Raw genomic sequence first — 18,803 nt, forward strand, 5'->3', positions numbered from 1 at the left:
CATTGTCTGTCTTCGACCCTCAAGTCTGCCGTACGAGATGCCCACGGCGACGACGGATGAGTCCTGACCGCGCCCGCGCGGTCCCCGGGCCCGGCCGCCCGGATCAGTGGCAGAGCCCGGCCTCGTGCTCGGCGTGCCCGCTGGGCTCCAGCTGGAAGGTGCAGTGCTCGACGGCGAAGTGCTCCCCGAGGCAGCCCTGCAGGTCGCGCAGTATCTTCTCGTGCCCGGCGGCGTCCAGCGCGGCCGGGTCCACCACGACGTGCGCCGACAGCACCGGCATCCCCGATGTGATCGTCCACACATGGAGGTCGTGCAGGTCCTCCACGCCGGGCAGGGCCATGATGTGCGCCCGTACGTCGTCCATGTCGACGTTCTTGGGCGCCGCCTCCAGCAGCACGTCCAGCGCCTCCCGCAGCAGCTTCAGCGTGCGCGGCACGATCATCAGGCCGATCAGCAGCGAGGCGATGGGGTCGGCCTGTGTCCACCCCGTCGCCATGATCACCAGTGCCGAGACGACCACGGCCAGCGAGCCCAGCGCGTCGGAGAGGACCTCCAGGAACGCCCCGCGCACGTTGAGGCTCTCCTTCTGGCCGCGCATCAGCAGCGCCAGGGAGATCAGATTGGCGACCACGCCCACCAGGCCGAAGACCACCGTCGTCCCGCCCGGCACCTCGGCCGGGTTGCGCAGCCGCTCCACGGCCTCGACGAGGATGAAGCCACCGACGCCCAGCAGCAGCAGGCAGTTCAGCAGTGCCGCCAGGATCTCGGCGCGCGCGTAGCCGTAGGTGCGCCGGCTGCTCGGCGGCCGGTTCGCGAAGTGGATCGCCACCAGCGCCATCGACACGCCGACCGCGTCCGTCGCCATGTGCCCGGCGTCCGCCAGCAGCGCCAGCGAACCGGTCAGCGCACTGCCGACGATCTCCGACACCAGCACCGTCACGGTGATGCCCAGCGCGATCCGCAGCCGCCCCTTGTAGGCGGCGGCCGCGGTGCCGCTCGTGCCGGGCGGAGGTCCCCCGTGCGAGTGGCCGTGGTCGTGCCCCGCTCCCATGAATGCCGCCTCCGAAGATCGTCCGGAACGACCGACGGGCGTCGGCCGAGGCCCAGTGAACTACGGGTGGGGGGTATCGGGCAACGCGGCACTGAACACCGTTGTCATTGCCTCTGACCTGCGGAGATGTCCGCCGCCGGGCGTCAGGGGCGACGCGCCTGCGGATGGTGCAGGCACCATCCCTCCCAGGCCGAAGTGACCATGCTCAGCAGGTCGTGCCGCGCGCTCCAGCCCAGCTCCCCGGCGATCAGCGCGTTCGACGCCACGACACGCGCCGGATCACCCGGACGGCGTGGCCCGGTCTCGGCCGTCAGTTCGGGACGGCCGGTGACCTCTCCGATCAGGTCGGCCATCTCCCGCACCGACACGCCGCGCCCGGTGCCCACGTTCAGCGTCAGGTCGCCCGTCCCCGGGCGCTCGGCCAGCCGCCGCGCCGCGGCCAGGTGGGCGGTGGCCAGGTCCTCGATGTGGATGTAGTCGCGGACGCAGGTGCCGTCGGGCGTGTCGTAGTCGGTCCCGAAGATCCGCGGGCGCTCCCCGCGGGTGATGCGGTCGAACATCATCGGGATGATGTTGAAGACGCCGGTGTCGGCCAGCTCCGGCCGGGCCGCCCCCGCGACGTTGAAGTAGCGCAGGCAGGCCGTCGAGATCCCGTGCGCGGCCCCCGTCGCCCGCACCAGCCACTCGCCCGCCAGCTTCGTCTCGCCGTAGGGGTTGATCGGCAGGCAGGGCGTCGCCTCCGTGACCAGGTCGACGTCGGGCATGCCGTAGACGGCCGCCGAGGAGGAGAAGACGAAGCTGCGGACCCCGGCCGCGACGACCGCCTCCAGCAGCACCGTCAGCCCGTGCACGTTCTCGCGGTAGTACAGCAGGGGCTTCTCCACCGACTCCCCGACCTGCTTCTTCGCCGCCAGGTGCACCACTCCGGTCACGCCCAGCTCCGCGAACGCCCGGTCCAGCACCTCGCGGTCCAGCACCGACCCCACCACGAGCGGGACGCCCTCGGGCAGCCGGGCGGCCACGCCGGAGGAGAGGTCGTCCAGTACGGCGACCCGCTCCCCGGCCTGTGACATCGCCCGCGCCACGTGCGCCCCGATGTACCCCGCTCCGCCTGTGATCAGCCACGTCATGACGGCACCCTATTCCAGCCGGACGACGCGAAACGTTTCCTCCGTCGGAGGGAACCGCCCGCGCCCGCCGGGCGTCCTGCCAGTGACGGGACGCCCGGGTGCACGTGCGGTGAACGGCGTCTTCCGGTGATCCGATAGCCTCTGCCGACGTGCCGTACGCCGCCCCGCGGCCGGGGCCTGGCGCGCCACGCACGCCGCCCGGTCATTCGCGGATCCCAGGCGGCCACGCCAGCTTCCAAGGAGTGAGTTCGTCTGTCGACCGCCATCCTCACCGGCACGCCGCCCGCCGGCTCCTCGCTTGAGGACGACCTGCGGTCCCTGGGCTTCGACGTCCGCACGGCCCCCGGCACCGCCGGCGCCGCCACGGCGCTGGCCGCCGTCCCGGCCGCCGAGCGGGTCGCCCTCGTCGACCACCGCTTCGTGGGCCACGTCCACGCCCTCCGGCTCGCCCTGACCGACCCCCGCTTCCCGGCCGCCGCCGTCGACGGCGCGCTCACGGCGCAGCCGGAGGCGCGCGGTGAGCTCGCGAACGCGCTCCGGGCGCTGGCGGAGGAGAGCGCCGGCGGCGGGGCCGGTCTGCCGGACGCCGCCGCCGCCCGGCTCGCGGCCGGCGGCGTCGCCGTCCACCGTCCGGACCTCGGGGTCCTCGTCGCGGCCGTCCCGGCCGACGACGACCTGCGGGCCAAGGCCCTGGCCGAGACCGCGTCCGTCGACGACGAGGCCGTCCGGCTGCGCAGCGCCGTGAAGTCCCGCGACGGGTTCTTCACCACCTTCTTCATCAGCCCCTACTCCCGCTACGTCGCCCGCTGGTGCGCGCGCCGCGGCCTCACCCCCAATCAGGTGACGACCGCCTCGCTGCTGACGGCGCAGATCGCGGCCGGCTGCGCGGCCACCGGCACCCGGCCCGGCTTCGTCGCCGCCGGCGTGCTGCTGATCGCCTCGTTCGTGCTCGACTGCACCGACGGCCAGCTCGCCCGCTACTCCCTGCAGTACTCCACGCTCGGCGCCTGGCTCGACGCCACGTTCGACCGGGCCAAGGAGTACGCCTACTACGCGGGCCTGGCCCTCGGCGCCGCCCGCGGCGGCGACGACGTGTGGGCCCTCGCGCTCGGCGCGATGGTCCTGCAGACCTGCCGGCACGTCGTCGACTTCTCCTTCAACGAGGCGAACCACGACGCCACCGCCAACACCAGCCCCACCGCCGCCCTCTCCGACAAGCTCGACAGCGTCGGCTGGACCGTCTGGGCGCGGCGCATGATCGTGCTGCCCATCGGCGAGCGCTGGGCGCTGATCGCGGTCCTCACCGCGCTCACCACCCCCCGCGTCGTCTTCGTCGTGCTGCTGATCGGCTGCGCCTTCGCGGCCTGCTACACCACCGCCGGGCGCGTGCTGCGCTCGCTGACCCGTAAGGCGAAGCGGACCGACCGCGCCGCCCAGGCCCTCGCCGACCTCGCCGACTCCGGGCCCCTCGCGGAGCTCGCGGGCCGGACCCTCGGCCGTACGATGCCCGCGCGCGCCTACAGCGCCCCCCTGTGGGCGGTCATCGCCGCGGCCGTGCTGCTGGCCGGCCCGCTGCTCGGCGGCAGCGCCGGCACCTGGCGCGCGGTCCTGCAGGCCGCGGCGTACGCCGTCTTCGCGGGCGTCGCCGTCGCCCACTCCCTCAAGGGCCCCCTCGACTGGCTGGTCCCGCCCGTCTTCCGCGGTGCGGAGTACGGCATGATCCTCGGCCTGGCGGCGCTCTCCGACGCCCCGGGCGCCCTGCCCGCGGCTTTCGGCCTGGTGGCCGCGGTCGCCTACCATCACTACGACACGGTGTACCGCATCCGTGGCGGCACCGGTGCCCCGCCGCACTGGCTGGTGCGGGCGATCGGCGGGCACGAGGGACGGGCCGTGGCGGTCACGGCCGCCGCCGCCCTCTGGCACGGCCGGGGCTTCACCATCGCGCTGACGGTCCTCGCGGCCGCCATCACGCTCCTGGTGCTCAGCGAGAGCATCCGGTTCTGGGTGTCCGCCGGGGCGCCCGCAGTACACGACGAAACAGGAGAACCCGCATGATCGGCCTCGTGCTGGCAGCCGGCGCCGGACGGCGTCTGCGTCCCTACACCGACACCCTGCCCAAGGCTCTGGTGCCGGTCGGCCCCGACGGGGCGGAGGAGTCGCTCACCGTCCTCGACCTGACCCTCGGCAACTTCGCCGAGGTCGGCCTGACCGAGGTCGCGATCGTCGTCGGCTACCGCAAGGAGGCCGTGTACGCGCGCAAGGAGGCGCTGGAGGCCAAGTACGGCCTCAAGCTCACCCTGATCGACAACGACAAGGCCGAGGAGTGGAACAACGCCTACTCCCTGTGGTGCGCCCGTGAGGTCCTCGGCCGCGGTGTGATCCTCGCCAACGGCGACACCGTCCACCCGGTCTCCGTCGAGAAGACGCTGCTCGCCGCCCGCGGCAACGGCCAGAAGATCATCCTGGCCCTCGACACGGTGAAGAACCTCGCCGACGAGGAGATGAAGGTCGTCGTGGACGCCGAGAAGGGCGCCCAGAAGATCACCAAGCTCATGGAGCCCGCCGACGCCACCGGCGAGTACATCGGCGTCACCCTCATCGAGGCCGAGGCCGCCGCCGAGCTGGCGGACGCCCTCAAGGTCACCTTCGAGCGCGACCCCGACCTCTACTACGAGGACGGCTACCAGGAGCTCGTCAACCGCGGCTTCAAGATCGACACGGCCCCCATCGGCGACGTGAAGTGGGTCGAGATCGACAACCACGACGACCTCGCCAAGGGCCGGGAGATCGCGTGCCAGTACTGACGAGGCTCATCCCCTCGCCGGTCGTCGTCGACATCCGCGCCGGAGCCCTGAACGATCTGGCCTGCGTCCTCGCCGACCAGCGGATCTCCAGCTCCGGCAAGCTCGCCATCGCCATCAGCGGCGGCTCCGGGGCGCAGCTGCGCGAGCGGCTCGCCCCGGCGCTGCCCGGCGCCTCCTGGTACGAGGTCGGCGGCGGCACCCTGGACGACGCCATCAGGCTCGGCGACCGCATGAAGAAGGGGCACTACGACGCGGTCGTGGGCCTCGGCGGTGGCAAGATCATCGACTGCGCCAAGTACGCCGCGGCGCGGATCGGCCTGCCGCTGGTCGCCGTCGCCACCAACCTCTCGCACGACGGGCTCTGCTCGCCGGTCGCCACCCTCGACAACGACGCGGGCCGCGGCTCGTACGGCGTGCCGAACCCCATCGCGGTCGTCATCGACCTCGACGTCATCCGCGAGGCGCCCGTGCGCTACGTGCGCTCCGGCATCGGCGACGCGGTCTCCAACGTCTCCGCCGTTGCGGACTGGGAGCTCGCCCACCGCGAGCGCGGCGAGAGCATCGACGGCCTGGCCGCCGCGATGGCCCGCCAGGCCGGCGAGGCCGTGCTCCGGCACCCCGGCGGCGTCGGCGACGACGGCTTCCTGCAGGTGCTGGCCGAGGGGCTGGTGCTCACCGGCATCGCGATGTCCGTCGCCGGTGACAGCCGCCCCGCCTCGGGCGCCTGCCACGAGATCAACCACGCCTTCGACATCCTCTACCCCAAGCGCGCCGCCAGCCACGGCGAGCAGTGCGGCCTCGGGGCCGCCTTCGCGATGCACCTGCGCGGTGCCCGCGAGGAGTCCGCGCTGATGGTCGAGGTGCTGCGACGGCACGGCCTGCCCGTGCTGCCCTCCGAGATCGGCTTCACCGACGACGAGTTCGTACGGGTGGTGGAGTACGCGCCGCAGACCCGCCCCGGGCGGTACACGATCCTTGAGCACCTCGACCTCTCCACCCACCAGATCAGGGACGCCTACGCCGACTATGCACAAACCGTCAGTAGCTGAACTCCGACCCGTCGTCCACCCCGCGGGTGTGAAGGACCGGCGCAGCGGTGAGCACTGGGCCGGCCGCCTCTACATGCGAGAGATCTCGCTGCGCTGCGACCGGTACCTGGTCAACACCCGGATCACGCCCAACCAGCTCACCTACCTGATGACCGTCTTCGGCGTCCTCGCGGCCCCGGCCCTGCTGGTGCCCGGGATCCCGGGCGCCGTGCTCGGCGTGCTGATGGTCCAGCTCTACCTGCTGCTCGACTGCGTCGACGGCGAGGTCGCCCGCTGGAAGAAGCAGTTCTCGCTCGGCGGCGTGTACCTCGACCGGGTCGGCGCCTACCTCTGCGACGCCGCGGTCCTCGTCGGCTTCGGGCTGCGCGCCGCCGACCTGTGGGGCTCCGGCCGGATCGACTGGCTGTGGGCCTTCCTGGGCACCCTCGCCGCCGTCGGCGCCGTCCTGATCAAGGCCGAGACCGACCTCGTCGGGGTCGCCCGGCACCAGGGCGGGCTGCCGCCGGTCAAGGAGGCGGCGTCCGAGCCGCGCTCGTCCGGCATGGCCCTGGCCCGCAGGGCCGCCGCCGCGCTGAAGTTCCACCGCCTCATCCTCGGGATCGAGGCGTCCCTGCTGATCCTGGTCCTCGCGGTCCTGGACGCGGTCCGGGACGACCTGTTCTTCTCGCGCCTCGGCGTCGCCGTCCTCGCGGGCATCGCGCTCCTCCAGACGGTGCTGCACCTGGTGTCCATCCTCGCTTCGAGCAGGCTGCGATGAGCGCCCCCACCAGAGTCGGCGCGGTCGTCCTGACCATGGGCAACCGCCCCGACGAGCTGCGCGCCCTGCTGGAGTCCGTCGCCAAGCAGACCGGCGACCCGATCGAGGTCGTCGTCGTCGGCAACGGCTCCCCGCTGCCCGAGCTGAACGTCCCCGGCCTCGCCGTACGGACCGTCGAGCTGCCCGAGAACGTGGGCATCCCGGCCGGCCGCAACGTCGGCATCGAGGCGTTCGGCCCCGGCGGCCGCGACGTGGACGTCCTGCTCTTCCTCGACGACGACGGACTGCTGCCGAACCAGGACACGGCCCAGCTGTGCCGGGAGGCGTTCGCCGCCGATCCGGAGCTCGGGATCATCAGCTTCCGCATCGCCGACCCCGACACCGGCGTCACCCAGCGCCGCCACGTGCCGCGGCTGCGGGCGTCCGACCCGATGCGCTCGTCGCGCGTGACGACCTTCCTCGGCGGCGCCAACGCGGCCCGCACCCGCGTCTTCGCCGACGTCGGCGGGCTGCCGGACGAGTTCTTCTACGCGCACGAGGAGACCGACCTCGCCTGGCGGGCCCTCGACGCGGGCTGGATGATCGACTACCGGTCGGACATGGTCCTGCACCACCCCACCACGGCCCCCAGCCGGCACGCCGTCTACCACCGCATGGTGGCCCGCAACCGGGTCTGGCTGGCACGCCGGAACCTTCCGGCACCGCTGGTTCCCGTCTATGTCGGGGTGTGGCTGCTGCTGACCCTGGCCCGCCGCCCGTCGATGCCCGCGCTGCGCGCGTGGTTCGGCGGCTTCCGGGAGGGCTGGACGACTCCCTGCGGTCCGCGACGCCCCATGAAGTGGCGTACCGTGTGGCGCCTGACCCGACTGGGTCGCCCGCCCGTGATCTGACAAGCTCTTGTCTGAGAGCACCGGGCGCGAACCGGGGCCCGGCCCCGGCAGCGCACCTTGAGGACGAAAGTGTCAATTGTGAGCGAGACAACGCACGACAGTGCGGTCGCCATGAGTGCCCCGCCGTCACCCGACGACGGGCTGCCCGCCGCCGAGCTGGCCAGGAAGTACGGGCTCGCGGTGAGCGGTGCCCGGCCGAGCCTGCCGGAGTACGCGCGGCAGCTGTGGGACCGGCGGCACTTCATCGTCGCCTTCTCCCGGGCGAAGATGACCGCCCAGTACAGCCAGGCCAAGCTGGGCCAGGTCTGGCAGGTGGCCACCCCCCTGCTGAACGCCACGGTGTACTTCCTGATCTTCGGCCTGCTGATGCAGCAGGGCAAGGACATGGGAATCCGGACCTACATCCCCTTCCTGGTGACGGGGATCTTCGTCTTCACCTTCACGCAGAGCTCGGCGATGGCCGGCGTGCGCTCGATCGCGGGCAACCTGGGGCTGGTGCGCGCCCTGCACTTCCCGCGGGCGGCGCTGCCGATCTCCTTCGCGCTCCAGCAGCTCCAGCAGCTGCTGCTCTCGATGTGCGTGCTGTTCCTCTTCCTGATCGGCTTCGGGCACATGCCCGCCCTGTCGTGGGTGCTGATCGTCCCGGTGCTGGTGCTGCAGTTCCTCTTCAACACCGGCCTGGCGATGGTCCTGGCCCGGATGGGCAGCAAGACGCCGGACCTGGCGCAGCTGCTGCCGTTCCTCACCCGTACGTGGATGTACGCGTCTGGCGTGATGTACAGCCTGTCCACGGCGCTGGAGAAGACGCACGCGCCGAAGTGGGTCGCCGACCTGCTGGCCGCCAACCCCGCCGCCGTCTACATCGACCTCATGCGCTGGGCGCTGATCGACGACCGCAGCCACGTCCACCTGCCGCCGCACGTGTGGGCGCTGGCGGTCGGCTGGGCGCTCGTCGTGGGCGTCGGCGGCTTCGTGTACTTCTGGAAGGCTGAGGAGAAGTACGGCCGTGGCTGATCAGAACAACGGGACCGAGGCGTCCGCACCCCGGCCCACCGTGATCGCGGACGACGTCCACATCGTCTACCGCGTCTACGGCGGCAACACCGGCCGCGGTAGTGCGACCGCCGCCCTGAACCGGATCGTCAAGCGCACGCCCGGCGCGGGCGTGCGCGAGGTGCACGCCGTCAAGGGGGTGAGCTTCACCGCCTACCGGGGCCAGGCCATCGGCCTGATCGGCTCCAACGGCTCGGGCAAGTCCACCCTGCTCAAGGCGGTCGCCGGGCTGCTGCCCACCGAGCGCGGCAAGATCTACACCGACGGCCAGCCCTCGCTGCTGGGCGTGAACGCCGCCATGATGAACGACCTCACGGGCGAGAAGAACGTGATGCTCGGCGGCCTCGCCATGGGCATGTCGCGCGAGCAGATCCGCGAGCGCTACCAGGACATCGTCGACTTCTCCGGCATCAACGAGAAGGGCGACTTCATCACGCTCCCCATGCGGACCTACTCCTCCGGCATGGCGGCCCGGCTGCGGTTCTCCATCGCGGCGGCCAAGGACCACGACGTGCTGATGATCGACGAGGCGCTGGCCACCGGTGACCGGTCCTTCCAGAAGCGCTCCGAGGAGCGCATCCGCGAGCTGCGCAAGGAGGCCGGCACGGTCTTCCTGGTCAGCCACAACAACAGGTCGATCCGCGACACGTGCGACCGGGTGCTGTGGCTGGAGCGCGGTGAGCTGCTGATGGACGGCCCCACGGACGAGGTGGTCCGGGCCTACGAGCGGGAGACGGCCCGGTAGCGATCCGCGGCCGGAGCTCCCCGGGAGCACCGGGGAGACCACCGGCCGCACGAGGCCCCCGTAGGAGCGCGGCGACGGGGGCCTTGACCGTTCCGTGACGATCAACTCGCTTATTGTCAGGGTTGATTCGGGCCGTGCGTGGCATTGTAAGGATCAAGCACGTACCCCGGCGGGCGTCGGACACTTGTACGGCGTACGCTGTAGCGTGCTCTTTTGCGGCTGTTTGTGGCGGGGCATGGCGATACTCGCGGATCCCCGCCGCCGAGGTGCACGGGGAGGCTCGACGGAGAGCCCGGGGGGACGGCCCCGCCCTGCGGCGTGTCCGAAATAGGATGTTCTGGGTCGGCAGTGTAGAACGGGAGATGTGACGGCAATGGCTGCAAAGGCTACGGGGCCTGACCAGATCAGAGACGCGTACGCCGTCCCCGGTCCGGGCAGCCCGCGATGACCGCGGGGACGGACGCGCACGCGCGCGCCGTGCTCGACAAGGCCGCGCACGAGAACTTCCCCGTGGCACCCTTCTTCGTGCCGCGCGCCTGGCGCGCCGACCTCATGGCGGTCTACGGCTACGCCCGCCTCGTCGACGACATCGGCGACGGCGACCTCGCCCCCGGCGGCCGTGACGCCGAGCTGCTCGGGCTGGACCGCGAGCAGACGGACGACCGCCTCGCGATGCTCGACGCGTTCGAGGCGGACCTGCGGCGCGTCTTCGACACCACCGGCACCGGCCCCCGCCACCCGCTGCTGCTCCGCCTGCGTCCGACCGTCCGCCGGTGCGGTCTGACCCCCGAGCCCTTCCTCGGCCTGATCGAGGCGAACCGCCAGGACCAGCGGGTGCGCCGCTACGGCAGCCACGACGAGCTGCTCGCCTACTGCGAGCTGTCCGCCAACCCCGTCGGCCGTCTCGTCCTCGGCATCACCGGCACCGCAAGCCCCGAGCGGATCCGCCGCTCGGACGCGGTCTGCACCGCCCTGCAGATCGTCGAACACCTACAGGACGTCGCCGAGGACCTCCGGCGCGACCGCGTCTACCTCCCCGCCGACGACATGGCGCGCTTCCGCGTCACGGAGTCCGATCTCGCCCGGGCGACGGGCAGCGCGTCGGTGCGCGCCCTGGTCGCCTTCGAGGCGGAACGCGCCGGGCACCTGCTGAATGAAGGCACCCCCCTGGTGGGTAGCGTCCACGGCAGGCTGAAGCTGTTGCTCGCGGGATTCGTGGGCGGAGGGAGGGCCGCACTCCGGGCGGTCGCCGCCGCCGGACACGACGTTCTCCCCGGACCGCCCAAGCCCACCAAGCTCAGCTTGCTGCGCGAGGTGGCGGCGACATTGCGAAGAGAGGGGTGAGCGGGACCGTGAACGGAACGCCACACGCGTCCGCACCGGTACTCGCCGCGTACAGCTACTGCGAGGCCGTCACCGGACAGCAGGCCGGAAACTTCAGCTACGGCATCAGGCTGCTGCCCGCGGCCAAGCGACGGGCCATGTCGGCCCTGTACGCCTTCTCGCGGCGCGTCGACGACATCGGTGACGGCCCCCTGGACCCCGAGTCCAAGCGGCTGCGCCTGGAAGAGGCCCGCACGACGCTCGACCGCATAAGGGAGGGCGCCGTCGACGAGGACGACACCGACCCGGTGGCCGTCGCGCTCGCGCACGCCGTGCGCCGCTTCCCCATTCCCATCGGCGGCCTCGACGAACTGATCGACGGCGTTCAGATGGACGTGCGCGGCGAGACCTACGAGACGTGGGACGACCTCGCCCGGTACTGCCGCTGCGTCGCCGGCGCCATCGGCCGGCTCTCGCTCGGCGTCTTCGGCACCGTGCCCGGCGCCCGCGACACCGCGCGCGCCCCGGAGTACGCCGACACGCTCGGCCTGGCGCTGCAGCTCACCAACATCCTGCGCGACGTCCGCGAGGACGCGGCCAACGGCCGCACCTACCTGCCCTCGGAAGACCTCGCCAAATTCGGCTGCTCCGCCGGCTTCCACTCGCCCCGGCCCCCGGCCGGAGGCGACTTCACCGGCCTGGTCCACTTCGAGGTGCGCCGCGCCCGCGCCCTGTTCGCCCAGGGCATGAAGCTGCTGCCCATGCTCGACCGGCGCAGCGGCGCCTGCGTCGCCGCCATGTCCGGCATCTACCGCCGGCTGCTGGACCGCATCGCCGAGGAGCCGCAGGCCGTGCTGCGCGGCCGGGTCTCCCTCCCGGGCCGCGAGAAGGCGTTCGTCGCCGTGCGCGGACTGTCCGGGTACGACGCCCGCAGCGTCCACCGGCAGACCGCCAGGGGGCGCGCTTGATGTCCCCCCTGCACACCAGGACCGGCCGCCGTCCCGCCGGCAAGCGGCGCGCAACCCTCCACCCCGTCCGCGCGTCCCTGACAACAGCCGAGGGGGAGGGCACATGACGGCACGCACGACGACCCGGCCCGACCGGCTCCGCACAGACGAGGCAGGCCGCCCCGACGGGGCGGCCGCGGTGGTGATCGGGGGCGGGCTCGCCGGCATCACGGCCGCGCTGGAGCTCGCCGACGCCGGCCTCGACGTCACCCTCCTGGAGGGCCGGCCCCGCCTGGGCGGGCTCGCCTTCTCCTTCCGCCGCGGCGAGCTGACCATCGACAACGGCCAGCACGTCTACCTGCGCTGCTGCACCGCCTACCAGTGGTTCCTCGACCGGCTGGACGCCCGCCACCTCGCCCCGCTGCAGGACCGGCTCGACGTGCCCGTCCTCGACGTCGGCCACCCCTCGGGGCGCCCGCGCCTGGGCCGGCTGCGGCGCACCGCCCTGCCCGTACCGCTGCACCTCGCGGCCAGCCTGGCCACCTACCCGCACCTCTCGCTCGCCGAGCGAGCCAAGGTCGGCCGGGCCGCCCTCGCCCTGCGCGGCCTGGACCCGGCGGACCCGGCCCTGGACGGCGTGGACTTCGCCACCTGGCTGCGCCGCCACGGCCAGTCGCCGCGCACCGTCGAGGCCCTGTGGGACCTCGTGGGCATCGCCACCCTCAACGCCACCGCCGACCAGGCGTCGCTGGGACTGGCCGCCATGGTCTTCAAGACCGGCCTGCTCTCCGAGCCGGGCGCCGCCGACATCGGCTGGGCCCACGTCCCCCTGGGCGAGCTGCACGACACCCGCGCCCGCGCCGCCCTCGACGCCGCCGGCGTCCGCACCGCGCTGCGCACCCGCGCGACGCGGATCACCCGGAGGGCGGACGGCGGCTGGCACGTGGAGGCCGAGGCCGGGCCCGGCACCGCCGAGCGCCTCGACGCCGACGCCGTCGTGCTCGCCGTGCCGCAGCGCGAGAGCCACGGCCTGCTGCCCGAGGGCGCCCTGGACGACCCGGACCGGCTGCTGGACATCGGCACCGCCCCCATCCTCAACCTGCACGTCGTCTACGACCGCACCGTCCTGCGGCAGCCCTTCTTCGCCGCGCTCGGCAGCCCGGTGCAGTGGGTCTTCGACCGCACCGACTCCTCCGGGCTCGCCGCCCGCGGCGGCACCGGCCAGTACCTGGCCGTGTCGCAGTCGGCGGCCCAGGACGACATCGACCGGCCGGTCGCCGAGCTGCGCGAGCGCTACCTCCCCGAGCTGGAGCGGCTGCTGCCCGCCGCCCGCGGCGCGGTCGTCGAGGACTTCTTCGTCACCCGTGAGCGGACGGCCACGTTCGCTCCCACCCCGGGCGTCGGCCGGCTGCGGCCGCCCGCCCCCACGAACGCGCCCGGCCTCCACCTGGCCGGTGCGTGGACCGCCACGGGCTGGCCCGCGACCATGGAGGGCGCGGTGCGCAGCGGTCTGAGCGCCGCCGGCGCGGCACTCTCCGAGCTCGGCCGGCCGCACCGGGATCCCTTGCGGGAGGCGGCGGTATGAACCAGCGAGCCTTCAAAGGCGCGCGTCCCGCGAACGGGCCGCGCGCGAGCACGACCACCAGAGGAGAGACCGTGACATCGGCGATCCCAGCTGTCGACACCGCAGGCGTCAGTGCCCTGCTGGAGCGCGGACGGACGCTTGCCACGCCGGTGCTGCGTGCCGCCGTCAACCGGCTCGCGGCACCCATGGACACCGTCGCCGCCTACCACTTCGGCTGGATCGACGCCGAAGGACGGCCGGCGCACGGCGACAGCGGCAAGGCCATCCGGCCCGCCCTCGCCCTGCTCTCGGCCGAGGCCGCGGGCAGAGCGCCCGAGGTGGGCGTCCCCGGCGCCGTCGCCGTCGAGCTCGTGCACAACTTCTCGCTGCTGCACGACGACCTCATGGACGGCGACGAGCAGCGCCGCCACCGCGACACCGTCTGGAAGGCGTACAGCCCGGCGCAGGCCATCCTCGTCGGCGACGCGCTCTTCGCGCTGGCCAACGAGGTGCTGCTGGAGCTCGGCACCGTCGAGGCGGGCCGGGCGACCCGCCGCCTGACGACCGCCACCCGCAAGCTCATCGACGGCCAGGCCCAGGACATCTCCTACGAGCACCGCGAGCGCGTCACCGTCGCCGAGTGCCTGGAGATGGAGGGCAACAAGACCGGCGCGCTGCTGGCCTGCGCGGTGTCCATCGGTGCGGTCCTCGGCGGCGCCGACGACCGCACGGCCGACGCCCTGGAAGCCTACGGCTACCACCTCGGCCTGGCCTTCCAGGCCGTCGACGACCTCCTCGGCATCTGGGGCGACCCGGAGACCACCGGCAAGCAGACCTGGAGCGACCTGCGGCAGCGCAAGAAGTCCCTCCCGGTGGTCGCCGCCCTCGCGGCGGGCGGCTCCGCCTCCGAGCGGCTGGCCGGCATCCTCGCCGCCGACGCCAAGCTGAGCGACGCCCAGCTGGCCGACTTCGACGAGGAGGAGTTCGCCACCCGCGCGGCGCTCATCGAGGAGGCGGGCGGCCGCGAGTGGACCGCCGAGGAGGCCCGCCGCCAGCACGCCACCGCCATCGAGGCGCTGAGCGCGGTCGAGATGCCCGAAGAGGTCCGGGCCCAGCTGATCGCACTCGCGGACTTCGTCGTCGTACGAAAGAGTTGATTGCCATCGACCCGATCTAGCCCTCGCGGTCGCCGGCCGGTGTCATGTGTGCGGCACCGGCCGACGGAAGCCCCCCAGTACGGCAGTCACAGCAGTACGGCAGAGAAGAAACTCACTGCATTAGGGGAAGCCATGACAGCGACGACCGACGGCACCGGGGCCTCACCGCCCCGCGCAGCCGAGGCCGGCCACAGCACAACCGTTTTGCCTCCGGCCGCGGCGGCCGGCGGGCCGAAGCCCCGCGACGCCGCGGAGCGGGCCGTCTCCCGCGCCGTCGAGCACCTGCTGGCCCGCCAGGACGAGGCGGGCTGGTGGAAGGGCGACCTGGAGACCAACGTCACCATGGACGCCGAGGACCTCCTGCTCCGCCAGTTCCTGGGCATCCAGGACGAGCGGACCACCGCGGCCGCCGCCCGCTTCATCCGCTCCCGGCAGCACCCCGACGGCACCTGGGCCACCTTCCACGGCGGCCCCGCGGAGCTCTCCGCCACCATCGAGGCGTACGTCGCCCTGCGGCTCGCCGGGGACGACCCCGACGCCCCGCACATGGCCGCCGCCTCGGAATGGGTCCGCGCCCGGGGCGGCATCGCCGCCGCCCGCGTCTTCACCCGGATCTGGCTGGCGCTCTTCGGCTGGTGGCGGTGGGAGGACCTGCCCGAGCTGCCGCCGGAGCTCATGTACGTGCCCAAGCAGTTCCCGCTCAACATCTACGACTTCGGCTGCTGGGCCCGGCAGACCATCGTGCCGCTCACCGTCGTCTCCGCGCTGCGCCCCGTACGGCCCGCGCCCTTCTCCCTCGACGAGCTGCACACCGACCCGCGCAACCCCGCCCCGCCGCGCCCCCTCGCCCCGGCCACCAGCTGGGACGGCCTCTTCCAGCGCCTGGACAAGGCGCTGCACCTCTACCACCGCTTCCCCCTCCGCCCGCTGCGCCGGGCCGCGCTGGGCGCGGCCGCCCGCTGGATCATCGAGCGCCAGGAGAACGACGGCTGCTGGGGCGGCATCCAGCCGCCGGCCGTCTACTCCGTCATCGCCCTCCACCTCCTCGGCTACGACCTGGACCACCCCGTCCTGCGCGCCGGCCTGGAGTCGCTGGACCGTTTCGCCGTGTGGCACGAGGACGGCCCCGACGGCGCCCCGGTCCGGATGATCGAGGCGTGCCAGTCCCCGGTGTGGGACACCTGCCTGGCCACCATCGCCCTGGCCGACGCGGGCGTGGCCCCCGACCACCCGGCGCTCGTCAAGGCCGCCGACTGGATGCTGGACGAGCAGATCCTGCGCACCGGCGACTGGGCGGTGCGCAGGCCCGAACTCCCCCCGGGCGGCTGGGCCTTCGAGTTCCACAACGACCAGTACCCCGACATCGACGACACCGCCGAGGTGATCCTCGCGCTCCGGCGCGTCCGCCACCCCGACCCCGGGCGGGTCGAGGAGGCGGTGCGCCGGGCCGCCCGCTGGACGGCGGGCATGCAGTCGAGGAACGGCGCGTGGGGCGCCTTCGACGCCGACAACACCAGCCCGTTCCCCAACCGGCTGCCGTTCTGCGACTTCGGCGAGGTCGTCGACCCGCCGTCGGCCGACGTCACCGCGCACGTCGTCGAGATGCTGGCGGCCCTGGGCAAGCAGCACCACCCCCGCACCCGCCGCGGCATCGAGTGGCTGCTGGCCGAGCAGGAGGAGTGCGGGGCCTGGTTCGGCCGCTGGGGCGTCAATTACGTCTACGGCACCGGCTCCGTGGTGCCCGCCCTCGTCGCCGCCGGGCTGCCCGCCTCCCATCCCGCGATCCGCCGGGCCGTCACCTGGCTGCGGGAGGTGCAGAACGAGGACGGCGGCTGGGGCGAGGACCTGCGCTCCTACCGGGACCGCGAGTGGATCGGCCGCGGCGCCTCCACCGCCTCGCAGACCGCCTGGGCGCTGCTGGCCCTGCTGGCGGCGGGGGAGCGGGACCACGAGGCCGTCGAGCGGGGCGTCGCCTGGCTGGCCGCGACCCAGGCCGAGGACGGTTCCTGGGACGAGCCGTTCTTCACCGGCACCGGCTTCCCCTGGGACTTCTCCATCAACTACCACCTGTACCGCCAGGTGTTCCCGCTCACCGCCCTCGGCCGCTACCTGCACGGCGAGCCCTGCCCGCCCGAACGGCTGGAGGCCGGATGACCCCGGGCACGGGCCGCCCCGTCCCCGCACCGCTGCTGGTCGCCTGCGCGCTCGGCATCGAGCGCCTGGCGCTGCGCGGCGGCCCGGGCGGCGGGGGCGGGCCCGTGGCCGTGCTGCGCACTGGCATGGGCCCGCTCGCCGCGGAACGGGCCGTGACCCGGGCCCTGGGCGACGGCACCGTCCGCAGCGACGCCGCCGTCGTCGCCACCGGCTTCTGCGCCGGCCTGGCCCCGGGGATGCACCCCGGTGACCTCGTCGTCGCCGACGAGACGCGCGACGCCGCCGGCAGCACGCAGTGCACCGGCGTCGAGCTGCTCGCCAAGGAGCTGGCGCGCGTGGCGCCCCGGCGCGTCATCCACACCGGTCCGCTGGTCGGCTCCGACCACGTCGTGCGCGGCGCGGAGCGCGCGGCCCTGCACGCCGCGGGCGCACTCGCGGTGGACATGGAATCCGCCGCCACGCTCCGAAGCGCCGCCCGGGCGGGAATGCGCCCGGTTGCGGCCGTAAGAGTGGTCGTGGACGCTCCAGAACATGAACTGGTGCGAATCGGGACCTTGCGGGGTGGAATATCAGCTTTCCGTGTGCTGCGCACCGTCCTTCCGGCATTTTTCGAATGGCACCGTTCTTTGCTGCTCCCCAGGAGGTGAGCTAGATGGCCATGCCGCTCCGTCAGACCATCCGGGTCGGGACCTACCTGTTTGAACAGAAGCTGCGGAAGCGGGACAAGTTCCCGTTGATCGTCGAGCTGGAGCCGCTGTTCGCCTGCAACCTCAAGTGCGAGGGCTGCGGCAAGATCCAGCACCCGGCCGGCGTGCTCAAGCAGCGCATGCCCGTTGCCCAGGCGGTCGGGGCGGTGCTGGAGTCCGGCGCCCCCATGGTGTCGATCGCCGGCGGGGAGCCGCTGATGCACCCGCAGATCCACGAGATCGTGCGCCAATTGGTGGAACGGAAGAAGTACGTCTTCCTCTGCACCAACGCCCTGCTGATGCGGAAGAAAATGGAGAAGTTCACGCCCTCCCCGTATTTCGCGTTCGCGGTGCACATCGACGGGCTGCGCCAGCGGCACGACGAGTCCGTGGCGAAGGAGGGCGTGTTCGACGAAGCGGTGGAGGCCATCAAGGAGGCCAAGCGGCGCGGTTTCCGGGTCACCACCAACTCGACCTTCTTCAACACCGACACCCCGCAGACGATCATCGAGGTGCTCAATTTCCTCAATGACGACCTGCAGGTCGACGAAATGATGATTTCGCCCGCCTACGCCTACGAGAAGGCCCCCGACCAGGAGCACTTCTTGGGCGTCGAGCAGACCCGCGAGCTCTTCAAGAAGGCGTTCGCCGGTGGCAACCGCCGCCGCTGGCGGCTCAACCACAGCCCGCTCTTCCTCGACTTCCTCGAAGGCAAGGCGGACTTCCCCTGCACCGCCTGGGCCATCCCCAACTACTCCCTCTTCGGCTGGCAGCGCCCCTGCTACCTGATGAGCGACGGCTACGTCCCCACGTACCGGGAGCTGATCGAGGACACCGAATGGGAGAAGTACGGGCGCGGCAAGGACCCCCGCTGCGCCAACTGCATGGCGCACTGCGGCTACGAGCCCACGGCCGTCCTGGCCACCATGGGGTCGCTGAAGGAGTCGCTGCGCGCCGCCCGCGAGACCGTCACCGGAAACCGGGGCTGACCGTCGTGGCCACGACGGAGCCGGTCTCCCTCGGGCTCCCCGACGTCCCCGCCCGCCTCGCGGTGCGCCGCCCCTCGCGGCGCATCCAGGTGGGGCCGGTGGCGGTCGGCGGGGACGCGCCGGTGTCGGTGCAGTCGATGACGACGACGGTCACGGCCGACGTCGGCGCGACGCTGCAGCAGATCGCCGAGCTGACGGCGGCCGGCTGCCAGATCGTCCGGGTGGCGTGTCCGTCGCAGGACGACGCCGACGCCCTGCCGGTCATCGCGAAGAAGTCGCAGATCCCGGTGATCGCGGACATCCACTTCCAGCCGAAGTACGTCTTCGCCGCCATCGACGCCGGCTGCGCCGCCGTCCGGGTCAACCCGGGCAACATCCGGCAGTTCGACGACAAGGTCAGGGAGATCGCCAAGGCCGCCGGCGACGCCGGTACCCCGATCCGCATCGGCGTCAACGCCGGATCGCTGGACAGGCGCCTGCTGCAGAAGTACGGCAAGGCCACGC

17 protein-coding genes are annotated in these 18,803 nt (G+C 72.7%); 15 read left to right on the plus strand and 2 right to left on the minus strand.

All coding sequences use genetic code 11. The annotated features are described in order from the left end of the window. Positions 1-103 precede the first annotated feature (103 nt). Positions 104-1,051, minus strand: a complete 948-nt coding sequence (locus tag LE181_RS01585) for a cation diffusion facilitator family transporter (protein ID WP_225659050.1) — start codon at positions 1,049-1,051, stop codon at positions 104-106. 143 nt (positions 1,052-1,194) lie between these two features. After that, positions 1,195-2,181, minus strand: a complete 987-nt coding sequence (gene galE / locus LE181_RS01590) for a UDP-glucose 4-epimerase GalE (RefSeq protein ID WP_225659051.1) — start codon at positions 2,179-2,181, stop codon at positions 1,195-1,197. 252 nt (positions 2,182-2,433) lie between these two features. On the opposite strand from galE, the gene LE181_RS01595 reads away from it, so the two are divergent. The 15 genes from LE181_RS01595 to LE181_RS01665 form a co-directional block, all read left to right on the plus strand. Beyond that, on the plus strand, positions 2,434-4,236 hold the full coding sequence (locus LE181_RS01595) for a DUF5941 domain-containing protein (RefSeq protein ID WP_225659071.1): 1,803 nt from the start codon (positions 2,434-2,436) through the stop codon (positions 4,234-4,236). Further along, positions 4,233-4,985: a phosphocholine cytidylyltransferase family protein gene (locus LE181_RS01600; protein ID WP_225659052.1), complete on the plus strand. Its 753-nt coding sequence runs from the start codon at positions 4,233-4,235 to the stop codon at positions 4,983-4,985. The genes LE181_RS01595 and LE181_RS01600 overlap by 4 nt, the downstream gene beginning before the upstream one ends. After that, positions 4,973-6,034 (plus strand): iron-containing alcohol dehydrogenase family protein, encoded by a 1,062-nt coding sequence (locus tag LE181_RS01605; protein ID WP_225659053.1) that lies wholly within the window; start codon positions 4,973-4,975, stop codon positions 6,032-6,034. The genes LE181_RS01600 and LE181_RS01605 overlap by 13 nt, the downstream gene beginning before the upstream one ends. Next, entirely contained in the window at positions 6,012-6,791 is a 780-nt protein-coding gene (locus LE181_RS01610; RefSeq protein ID WP_225659054.1) for a CDP-alcohol phosphatidyltransferase family protein, read from the plus strand. The genes LE181_RS01605 and LE181_RS01610 overlap by 23 nt, the downstream gene beginning before the upstream one ends. Beyond that, positions 6,788-7,681: a glycosyltransferase family 2 protein gene (locus tag LE181_RS01615; protein ID WP_225659055.1), complete on the plus strand. Its 894-nt coding sequence runs from the start codon at positions 6,788-6,790 to the stop codon at positions 7,679-7,681. Before LE181_RS01610 ends, LE181_RS01615 begins: the two co-directional genes overlap by 4 nt. A 78-nt stretch (positions 7,682-7,759) precedes the next feature. Then, entirely contained in the window at positions 7,760-8,695 is a 936-nt protein-coding gene (locus tag LE181_RS01620) for an ABC transporter permease (RefSeq protein WP_225659056.1), read from the plus strand. After that, positions 8,688-9,479 carry an ABC transporter ATP-binding protein gene (locus LE181_RS01625; protein ID WP_225659057.1) on the plus strand — a complete coding sequence of 264 codons (792 nt, stop codon included), beginning with the start codon at positions 8,688-8,690 and terminating at the stop codon, positions 9,477-9,479. Before LE181_RS01620 ends, LE181_RS01625 begins: the two co-directional genes overlap by 8 nt. A 444-nt stretch (positions 9,480-9,923) precedes the next feature. Then, positions 9,924-10,823, plus strand: a complete 900-nt coding sequence (gene hpnC, locus LE181_RS01630; RefSeq protein WP_225659058.1) for a squalene synthase HpnC — start codon at positions 9,924-9,926, stop codon at positions 10,821-10,823. After that, positions 10,820-11,770, plus strand: a complete 951-nt coding sequence (gene hpnD / locus LE181_RS01635) for a presqualene diphosphate synthase HpnD (RefSeq protein ID WP_372458212.1) — start codon at positions 10,820-10,822, stop codon at positions 11,768-11,770. Before hpnC ends, hpnD begins: the two co-directional genes overlap by 4 nt. Positions 11,771-11,873: 103 nt before the next feature. After that, on the plus strand, positions 11,874-13,334 hold the full coding sequence (hpnE, locus tag LE181_RS01640; RefSeq protein WP_225659060.1) for a hydroxysqualene dehydroxylase HpnE: 1,461 nt from the start codon (positions 11,874-11,876) through the stop codon (positions 13,332-13,334). 71 nt (positions 13,335-13,405) lie between these two features. Beyond that, positions 13,406-14,470 (plus strand): polyprenyl synthetase family protein, encoded by a 1,065-nt coding sequence (locus tag LE181_RS01645; protein ID WP_225659061.1) that lies wholly within the window; start codon positions 13,406-13,408, stop codon positions 14,468-14,470. A gap of 132 nt (positions 14,471-14,602) precedes the next feature. Next, the gene (shc, locus tag LE181_RS01650; RefSeq protein WP_225659062.1) at positions 14,603-16,624 is read left to right on the plus strand and encodes a squalene--hopene cyclase; all 2,022 of its coding nucleotides are present in this window, start codon (positions 14,603-14,605) and stop codon (positions 16,622-16,624) included. Beyond that, the gene (locus LE181_RS01655; protein WP_225659063.1) at positions 16,621-17,271 is read left to right on the plus strand and encodes a phosphorylase family protein; all 651 of its coding nucleotides are present in this window, start codon (positions 16,621-16,623) and stop codon (positions 17,269-17,271) included. Before shc ends, LE181_RS01655 begins: the two co-directional genes overlap by 4 nt. A 5-nt stretch (positions 17,272-17,276) precedes the next feature. Then, positions 17,277-18,299, plus strand: a complete 1,023-nt coding sequence (gene hpnH / locus LE181_RS01660; protein WP_225659064.1) for an adenosyl-hopene transferase HpnH — start codon at positions 17,277-17,279, stop codon at positions 18,297-18,299. A 5-nt stretch (positions 18,300-18,304) separates the two neighbouring features. After that, the coding region (locus tag LE181_RS01665; protein WP_225659065.1) for a flavodoxin-dependent (E)-4-hydroxy-3-methylbut-2-enyl-diphosphate synthase at positions 18,305-18,803 on the plus strand (499 nt) is incomplete at its 3' end.

Origin of the sequence: Streptomyces sichuanensis (genome assembly GCF_020328095.1) — a bacterium.
Classification (GTDB): domain Bacteria; phylum Actinomycetota; class Actinomycetes; order Streptomycetales; family Streptomycetaceae; genus Streptomyces; species Streptomyces cinnamoneus.